This window comes from Arenibacter catalasegens (assembly GCF_002909235.1).
GTDB lineage: Bacteria > Bacteroidota > Bacteroidia > Flavobacteriales > Flavobacteriaceae > Arenibacter > Arenibacter catalasegens.
Window position 1 is genome coordinate 124,854 of record NZ_PHQQ01000014.1, and the last position, 7,899, is coordinate 132,752.

9 protein-coding genes are annotated in these 7,899 nt (G+C 35.9%); 8 read left to right on the top strand and 1 reads right to left on the bottom strand.

The genetic code is table 11. The features are described 5' to 3' along the window. Positions 1-3: 3 nt before the first annotated feature. From CWD90_RS12605 to CWD90_RS12640, 8 genes are all read left to right on the top strand, one after another. Positions 4-2,199 carry a PepSY domain-containing protein gene (locus CWD90_RS12605; protein WP_103476426.1) on the top strand — a complete coding sequence of 732 codons (2,196 nt, stop codon included), beginning with the start codon at positions 4-6 and terminating at the stop codon, positions 2,197-2,199. A 10-nt stretch (positions 2,200-2,209) separates the two neighbouring features. After that, on the top strand, positions 2,210-2,563 hold the full coding sequence (locus CWD90_RS12610) for a DUF6686 family protein (RefSeq protein WP_157941214.1): 354 nt from the start codon (positions 2,210-2,212) through the stop codon (positions 2,561-2,563). A gap of 199 nt (positions 2,564-2,762) precedes the next feature. Next, positions 2,763-3,248, top strand: coding sequence for an asparaginase domain-containing protein (locus CWD90_RS12615; protein WP_103476428.1), 486 nt, complete (start codon positions 2,763-2,765; stop codon positions 3,246-3,248). Positions 3,249-3,256: 8 nt separating this feature from the next. Then, positions 3,257-4,174 carry a helix-turn-helix domain-containing protein gene (locus CWD90_RS12620; protein WP_103476429.1) on the top strand — a complete coding sequence of 306 codons (918 nt, stop codon included), beginning with the start codon at positions 3,257-3,259 and terminating at the stop codon, positions 4,172-4,174. 273 nt (positions 4,175-4,447) lie between these two features. Beyond that, positions 4,448-5,284: an RteC domain-containing protein gene (locus tag CWD90_RS12625; RefSeq protein ID WP_103476430.1), complete on the top strand. Its 837-nt coding sequence runs from the start codon at positions 4,448-4,450 to the stop codon at positions 5,282-5,284. A gap of 322 nt (positions 5,285-5,606) precedes the next feature. After that, the gene (locus CWD90_RS12630; RefSeq protein WP_103476431.1) at positions 5,607-5,891 is read left to right on the top strand and encodes a helix-turn-helix domain-containing protein; all 285 of its coding nucleotides are present in this window, start codon (positions 5,607-5,609) and stop codon (positions 5,889-5,891) included. A 3-nt stretch (positions 5,892-5,894) separates the two neighbouring features. Next, positions 5,895-6,647: a hypothetical protein gene (locus CWD90_RS12635; RefSeq protein ID WP_103476432.1), complete on the top strand. Its 753-nt coding sequence runs from the start codon at positions 5,895-5,897 to the stop codon at positions 6,645-6,647. Next, positions 6,631-7,293 (top strand): ATPase, encoded by a 663-nt coding sequence (locus CWD90_RS12640; protein WP_103476433.1) that lies wholly within the window; start codon positions 6,631-6,633, stop codon positions 7,291-7,293. Before CWD90_RS12635 ends, CWD90_RS12640 begins: the two co-directional genes overlap by 17 nt. 7 nt (positions 7,294-7,300) lie before the next feature. On the opposite strand, the gene CWD90_RS12645 is transcribed toward CWD90_RS12640, so the two are convergent. Next, positions 7,301-7,899, bottom strand: a 599-nt coding sequence (locus CWD90_RS12645) for an ImmA/IrrE family metallo-endopeptidase (RefSeq protein ID WP_157941215.1), incomplete at its 5' end; no start/stop codon positions are given.

A 7,899-nucleotide genomic window follows, 5' to 3' on the forward strand; every position in this document is an offset into this window, starting at 1 on the left:
CCTATGACCATATCTATCTGGCGATACAGTCATTTTGTACTTGCCCTTGCCTCTTCTTTGTTTTTACTCATTGCCTCGGTTACAGGTGTGATTTTGGCGGTTGAACCTATTTCGCATCAAGCGAAAGGTTTTGCGATGCAAGATTTAGATAGAGTATCATTGGCTACGACAATTGATGCCCTAAACGCAACTTATGACGAAGTTTTCTCGCTGGAAGTAGAATCTTCTGACTTTGTTAAAGCTTCAGTTCTTACTACGGAAATGGAAGCGCTCGATATCTATATCGATGCAAAAACAGGGGTGCAATTGGGCGAGGTACAAGAGCGACCCTTTATTTACAGTTTTGCTACTAATCTGCATCGTTCTCTTTTTCTTAAAAGTATCGGGCGGTTTTTTGTGGGCTTGATTTCGTTTTTACTTTTACTAATTACCATTACTGGATTCTTACTTCTGGCCAAACGTCAAGGAGGTTTTAAACGCCTATTTTCAAAAGTTCAAAAAGATTATTTTGAACTGCGATATCACGTTATTTTAAGCCGATGGTTCTTTATTCCTATTGTTATTCTTGCTTTTACAGGTGTATATCTTTCCGCAGAAAAATTTAAATTGATTCCCGATGCTACGATAACGCACCAAGAAATTAGTGATACAGATACCGCAGAACGTTTTGAGCATATTAGCGATGTTCCATTTTTCAAAGCAACCACGCTTGACCAAATCCGAAAAGTGGAATTCCCATTTTCCGAAGACCCAGAAGAATACTTTCAGATTGCTTTAAAGGACAAAGAAATTAGGGTCAATCAACAAACAGGGCAGATTGTGAGTGAAGCCGATTATCCCTTTGTAGCATTGGCATCCCGTTTGAGTTGGCTGTTGCATACAGGCGAAGGAAATGTTTTATGGTCTATCGTTTTACTACTCGCAAGCGCGTCCATTTTATTCTTTATGTATTCAGGCTTTGCGATGACCTTGAAGCGCAGAAAAAAAGTGAAAGCCATTTCCATAATGCCCGATAAAGACGAATGTGAATTCGTCATTTTAGTAGGTTCAGAAACGGGAACAACGTTCGATTATGCAAGGCGACTTTATAATAGTTTGAATGCTGCTGGCAAAAAAGTCTATCTGACTGAATTGAATAATTATTCCGCTTTCGCGAAAGCGAAACACATCATCATCCTTACTGCCACTTATGGCGAAGGCGAACCACCTACCAACGCCAGAAAATTTGAAACCATTTTCCCGACCATCAAGCAGCCTAATAAAATCAAGTATTCAGTAGTAGGATTCGGTTCATTGGATTATCCAGACTATTGCAAGTTTGCGATACAAGTAGATTCACTTTTGCAAATACATCAAGACTTTCAACCGTTGATGCCGCTTTATAAAATCAACAATGCAGACTTTGCCGATTTTGAAAGATGGGCCGAACAATTGAGCAACCTATTACATATTTCACTTTCCGTTGAAAAACCAAAGGTCAAGAAACGGAATTATAAAAAAACCACATTTAAGGTAGTTGAGCGCACAGAATTAAATGTAGATGACACGTTCCTAATAAGACTGAAACCAAAGAAAAAAATAAGTTTTACTTCAGGGGATTTATTGTCGGTTTTTCCAGAGGGAACTGATATCCCTCGTCAATATTCCATTGCCAGAATGGGCAACAAAATTCTATTAAGTGTAAAGAAACACGAGTTTGGTAATGGCTCTTCCTACTTGTATAACTTGAATAAAGGCGATACCATTCAGGCGGTTATAGACGTAAACCCTCATTTCCACTTCTCTAAAAAATCAGCTTCCGCAGTATTGATAGCAAATGGAACTGGATTAGCCCCATTCTTGGGGATGATGGAACAGAATTGCGACACAACTATCAACTTATTTTGGGGTGGCAGGACAGTAGCTTCTTCAGTTATTTATGATGACATTTTTAAAGGGATTATTCCAAAAAATAAAAATATTACAATCCATAAATCCCATTCAAGAGAAGAAAGTAAAGAGTATGTCCAAAATCTGGTAATCCAACAAAGGGATATTGTTCTTAAAACGGTTGAGGAAGGTGGTGTGGTTATGATTTGTGGTTCACTTGCGATGCAACACGACATTTTAGATGTGCTGGAAAGCTTACTCGCTGAACATACTGGAATTAGCTTCGACGAGCTTCAGCATAATGGACAATTGAAGATGGATTGTTATTAAAAAAAGACCTATGTGCCATAATATAAAGACACTATCTAAAAACCTGAACGGCCAGTTTGCACATTGTAAAAGCTGCAATGTGTACCATCTTTACTTCAATAACATCTACCTTGAGTTTACCCCAAGGGAAATGAATGCCTTTAAACAGTTTGTATCAGAAATTGATGTAGAATATTGGAAATCGTGTTGCCAAAGAGCGATGCTCGAACGTAAGATCCCCATACAAACAATGCAACAGAACCTTGCTATGGTATTCAACCAACAGGAACTGGAATCGTTAAAAGATTTGATTTTTGAGCATACCAAAAGACCAAACGCACCCTTGAATGTAACTGAAATTGATTACACATCTTTTTTAAATTGAGCGGAATGATGCAGGATATCAAAATACCCTAACAGAATTAAATCGACTATAAACCAAATGTTTACGCAAAGATTAATCATTCAAAATTTCAAAAGGCATCTTAATTTATTCAATGCTTATGAATTATAAACGCAACAGTACTAAAAGTTAATTACAAATAATATCGACTATCTTTATATGTTAAATTTTGAGATTTCAAATGATACATATAATAACAACTGGCGGCACCATAGAAGGATTAGACTATGTAGATGACAAAGGAATAACAAAATCCAATGTTACTATTACAGACTTTCTGGAAAGCGCAAATATTGAATTTAAATATACTATTGAAAGTGTATTCAAAAAAGATAGTCGTGCAATAACTGATAATGACAGAGAACAGTTAGTTCGCAAGATTAAGGAATCCAATGCGACAAAAATTTTAATAACCCACGGTACTTTCACAATGGAAGATACCGCAAGATATATAGGAAAGCTTGACTTAAATAAAACCATTGTTTTGGTTGGGTCTTTCATTTTAGGTTCATCTGCTGATACAGATGCACAATTTAATTTAGGATATGCAATTAGCTCTTTACAGCTTCTAAAACCCGATGTTTATATTGCTATGAACGGACAAGTTTTTCTTTGGAACAATGTTTCCAAAAATTTAGAAACCAAAAAATTTGAGCGCAATGAGTAGGATTATAAATGTTTGGAACTTCAATACATTGGATAACGTTCTTCTATCTATTATTAGATACGCTCATTGTATTACTTACAATCTATTTTTCTCGAAGAAATGCTCGCAGTAGCTTAAGGCGTTTTTTATATCTTGGTCTTCTATTTATTGTCTATAATGCAACCGGTGGCTTTTTACCTGTTGAAAATTTCCCTGGACCTATTATATTACAATACATCATCACTTACGGTGTAGCTATTGCTTTGTGTGTTTATATTGTCTATTACCTATACAAAGAATATGATATCGTTGTCCTGAAATTCAATTCTTCTATTAGGAATCTCACAATTTTTACGGTAGGAAGCTACTTAATTCTTTTCTTAATGCCGTATTTTTTAACTGGTTCTCTCGATTCAGCACGGTTTCTATTTACCATTCCCATTTCTGTAGCCGCAATGGTATTCTTGATTATTTTTTACAAACGAATCTCAAATCCAAATAATCCTAATGCCTTCATTGTAAGACGAAATAAATTTTCAATTGTAAGTGTGGCAAGTATTGCTTTGCTGCCCATTTGTACTGTAATAGGAGACTACCAATGGATAACCTTTAGTGTAATGAACTTGGCTTTTTTCGCTATCACAGCTATTGAGGCAGATAGGTATTTGTATTTTATTGAAAACAATAACAGAATGTATGAGGTGTTCGCATTAAAGAAAAAACAGAAAAATGAGTCTATTGAACGTAAAATTATTTATGAGGATTTGACACGAAGGGAAATTGAGGTCGCTTTATCAATCTTGAGTAATTTAAGTTATAAAAATATTGCCAAAGATTTATTCATTGCTGAAAGCACCGTATCAAAACACGCTTCAAACATATTCAAAAAGACAAGTGTAAAGAATAGACGTGAATTCTTAAAACGGTTTCGTAAGAAAAATAAATAATTCGCATTTCATCTCAAAAGGTCTGTGTTTACAGTATATTTTAAAAATTCCGTAGAAAAATACGGTGTATTCCGTAATTAAATACGGTAATTTTCCTTGTGATATTTTACAGTAAGTATAACTTAGATACAGTTCCATAAAATCCACTAATGAGCCACAAATTATATTATTTCTGGTAGTCATTACATAATTTTTGCAGGACAATGAAAACAATAACCCAACCTAATCAACTAAACACCATTACTATGGTTTCTAAATTAAAAGTACCTGCTTATGAATTCTCAAATACTATCAACAAAACTGCTAAAGGATCTGGATGAAATAAAAAGTCAAAATGAAAATATTTTAGAATGGGCTTGGCGTTCCATTAAAGCGTGCCGTAATTTGTTGACTACCTATAAAAAAGAAATCCTCAATAAAGAATTCAAAACTATCAAAGAAGAAATACAATTCTTTAAAGAGACTAAACAGATTCCGCTCATAAAACTCATTTACTTTTCAGAAATCCATTCTTTTGAAATACAATTTCCAAAAGGCGATGAGGATTCTCAACTAAAATCCATCAAAAAGAAAATCAATAAAGTAAATCGGTTCTTTCTTTATAATATGGATTTTGGTCGCTACATCAATTCTGGGGCTACCCACTTTGACAAGGAATATTACACAAGAGATTATCTGGAAACATTTCACATCACAACTTCTAAATTTTATTTCCAAGACCCTGAATTTTGTACACCAAGGGATATGCTTCTTGGCAAATACCAAGCCTTTGATTCCTTAATAGCGTATTTAGATGAGAAGAAGCATAGGATTAGCAACGGTTTAAATGGCAAAATAAAAGTCAGTAGACCAATTGAAAAGATACATTGGCCATTTTCAAATACCGACTACGTAGAACTGCTCTATGCACTTTGCGCAAAAGGTTTAGGAAAGCAGGATAACCAAGGCATAATGCAAATTTCCAAGAAACTGCAACAGATGTTTGACATTGAGCCAAAAGATATTTATAAAACTTTTCAGGAAATCAAATACAGGAAAAATAGTAGAACCTTGTTTCTTGACGACCTTTCTACTTCTCTACTTATAGAAATAAATAAAAGAGAGGAATAACGAGCTATTTCTCATACACCATCTTCATTTCAAAATGTTAAAAAAAGACCGTACTACGGTTGGCCTACGGTAATTGAATTACATACCTATTTTTCATAAAATTTAATGTGATTTGATGATATGTTTTCGCGAAAGCATCAGTAAAACATGCCAAAACAAATCAAATTTAAAGATGTTAAATTTTGACCGTAGTACGGTCGTGCTGGGGAATAAAATCCAATAAACCTACCCAAATTTGTAGAACGAAAGTCAAATCAGGTTAAGGGCTATCAATTAAAAAATTAAAAACGTTGATAGTCCTTTTCTTTAAAACCGTTCTATTATGCCGACATCAATAATTACTACAGACGACCTTCGAGATTTCAAAATGGAATTACTCGATGACATCAAGAAACTGCTTACCAATCAATCCAAGGGAAAGCTCAAAAAATACCTCAAATCTTCTGAGGTTATGGATTTGCTCCAAGTGAGCCCAGGAACACTTCAAAACCTTCGCATCAATGGCACATTACCTTACACAAAAGTTGGTGGCATTATATATTACGATGCAGAAGAAATCCAAGGCGTAATGACTGCAAACCGTGTGCAGCACGGTCTAAACTCTTAAATGATGAACTATATAAAGCTACTCAATGCGGCTTTTGAAAAATTCTATTTTGATGACCGCTTGAATCCCACGCATATCAGTTTGTATATGGCGCTGTTCCAAGAATGGAACAGTAGCCGATTTGAGGTGGAATTCTATGTGAATCGTAGAGATTTGATGCTTGCTTCAAAAATAGGCTCAAAATCTACCTACCACAGGTGCGTGACCGACTTAGATTCCTGGGGTTACCTTTTCTATTTTCCTTCCAATAATCCATACAAGGGCAGCAAAATCAAGATGTCCATTATCGGTACAAGTGATGAACCTGTTGCGGGACGGTACAATCCCATATTAGAACAGGTTGCGGGACAGTACCATCCCAAGAGTGTACCGATAACGGGACAGCACCATCCCATAGGTGGACAAGTTGTGGACTCGCACCGTCCCGTGAGTGGACAAGCATTGGTATCTACTATAAACAATACCAAACAAGAAAACAATATAAAACAACCAAAGGGCAGGCAGGCCGTTTTTATTTTTTTTAAAGAAAAAGGTTTTGATGCTGATGAAGGAAAAAAATTCTTTGAGCATTACCAAACTCGTAATTGGCAAACAAGCGATGGAAAAGAAATTCGAGATTGGCGCGCCTTAGCCACAAACTGGATGGACAGAACCGAAATATTCGACGATGAAAACAAACTAAACAAAAAACAACCGTCCCAAAACAAGGACAACTTGCGAACCACTAAAAACAAAGATTATGGACAACCCCTCTAAAATTACCGAAGGTGGCGTGGAATATGCGCTCGGAAAGTTTGACGGTAAAAGTGTACTCTACGATTTCCCAAAAATCCTGATTTATCTGAATGCAAAAGGCAAACTTTTGTTTGGGGAAAAATTCAGGGTTTACGACGAGGACAAAGATATTTTGTTGAAGCTCTGTTCCTACTTCATCAAAGACAAAGACAATTGCGAGAAATACCAACTTGATGTTGATAAGGGTATTTTATTATCCGGACCCGTAGGTTGCGGTAAGACCAGTTTGATGAAATTACTACGTCACATTGTTCCCTTGCAACGCCCTTACGAGATGATTCCGTGCAGGAATGTTACTTTTAGCTTTAACCATCTTGGTTTTAAGACTATTGAAGAATATGGCAACACCAAATTTTTCTGCTTTGATGATTTGGGTATCGAACCTGCCGGAAGGTTTTATGGCAAAGATTTAAACGTAATGGGAGAAGTGCTTTTATCTCGATATGAGCTGTACTTACAAACCAAACACAAAATTAAGACCCACGCCACAACCAATCTCAATGCCGAAGAAATGGAAGAACGTTATGGAAATCGTGTTCGTAGCCGGATGCGGGAGTTGTTCAATCTAGTGGCTTTTGATAAGGAAACTGGGGATAAGAGAATATAGTAAGAATCTATTCTTCCCAAATAATGCTCAAAGCCTCATTTCTAAATGTAATGCAATGTTCAAAAAACTTTCTATGGGTATCGTCTTCCTTTACATAGTTGAAAATATCAACTGCCCAAATCTCCTCATTTTTAAATAGATTTTCTGTGTTATTTTTAAAATACTCTCCCATAACTGAGTTAGGTGCTACTTTGTTTTCGTATAACAAGTATTTATATGGAAAATGCTCACTACAATGTTTCCAGCGGATTTTACCATTTTCGCCATATACAATCATAATATCGTGATTACCTATATCTGCGAATCTAAAAGCACAAGCAGTTCTGCTAACGTTGTACTCGTCCTTCAAGGAATCTATTAATTGGATGCTAAACTTTTGGCGATAAATGTCTTTTAAAAACCTTTCCTGCGGCATTAGCAAACAGGATGCAAAAAAATCTGCTTCTCGTTCAATTTGATTAAATTGTTTCTGATTAGTTCTGTGCAAAAAACGGTCATAGTATACCACCCTGGCCGGATTAAAGTGAGCCACCCTCGCCGGGTGAAAGTGAACCACCTTCGCCGGATGAAAGTGAACCACTAAGAAAGTCGATTCTATTTGTAAAA

What these genes read in the sequence shown, in the direction of transcription:
- CWD90_RS12605 (WP_103476426.1), top strand. Translation starts at nt 4, where the DNA reads ATGACCATATCTATCTGGCGATACAGTCATTTTGTACTTGCCCTTGCC.
- CWD90_RS12610 (WP_157941214.1), top strand. Translation starts at nt 2,210, where the DNA reads ATGTGCCATAATATAAAGACACTATCTAAAAACCTGAACGGCCAGTTT.
- CWD90_RS12615 (WP_103476428.1), top strand. Translation starts at nt 2,763, where the DNA reads ATGATACATATAATAACAACTGGCGGCACCATAGAAGGATTAGACTAT.
- CWD90_RS12620 (WP_103476429.1), top strand. Translation starts at nt 3,257, where the DNA reads ATGTTTGGAACTTCAATACATTGGATAACGTTCTTCTATCTATTATTA.
- CWD90_RS12625 (WP_103476430.1), top strand. Translation starts at nt 4,448, where the DNA reads ATGAATTCTCAAATACTATCAACAAAACTGCTAAAGGATCTGGATGAA.
- CWD90_RS12630 (WP_103476431.1), top strand. Translation starts at nt 5,607, where the DNA reads ATGCCGACATCAATAATTACTACAGACGACCTTCGAGATTTCAAAATG.
- CWD90_RS12635 (WP_103476432.1), top strand. Translation starts at nt 5,895, where the DNA reads ATGAACTATATAAAGCTACTCAATGCGGCTTTTGAAAAATTCTATTTT.
- CWD90_RS12640 (WP_103476433.1), top strand. Translation starts at nt 6,631, where the DNA reads ATGGACAACCCCTCTAAAATTACCGAAGGTGGCGTGGAATATGCGCTC.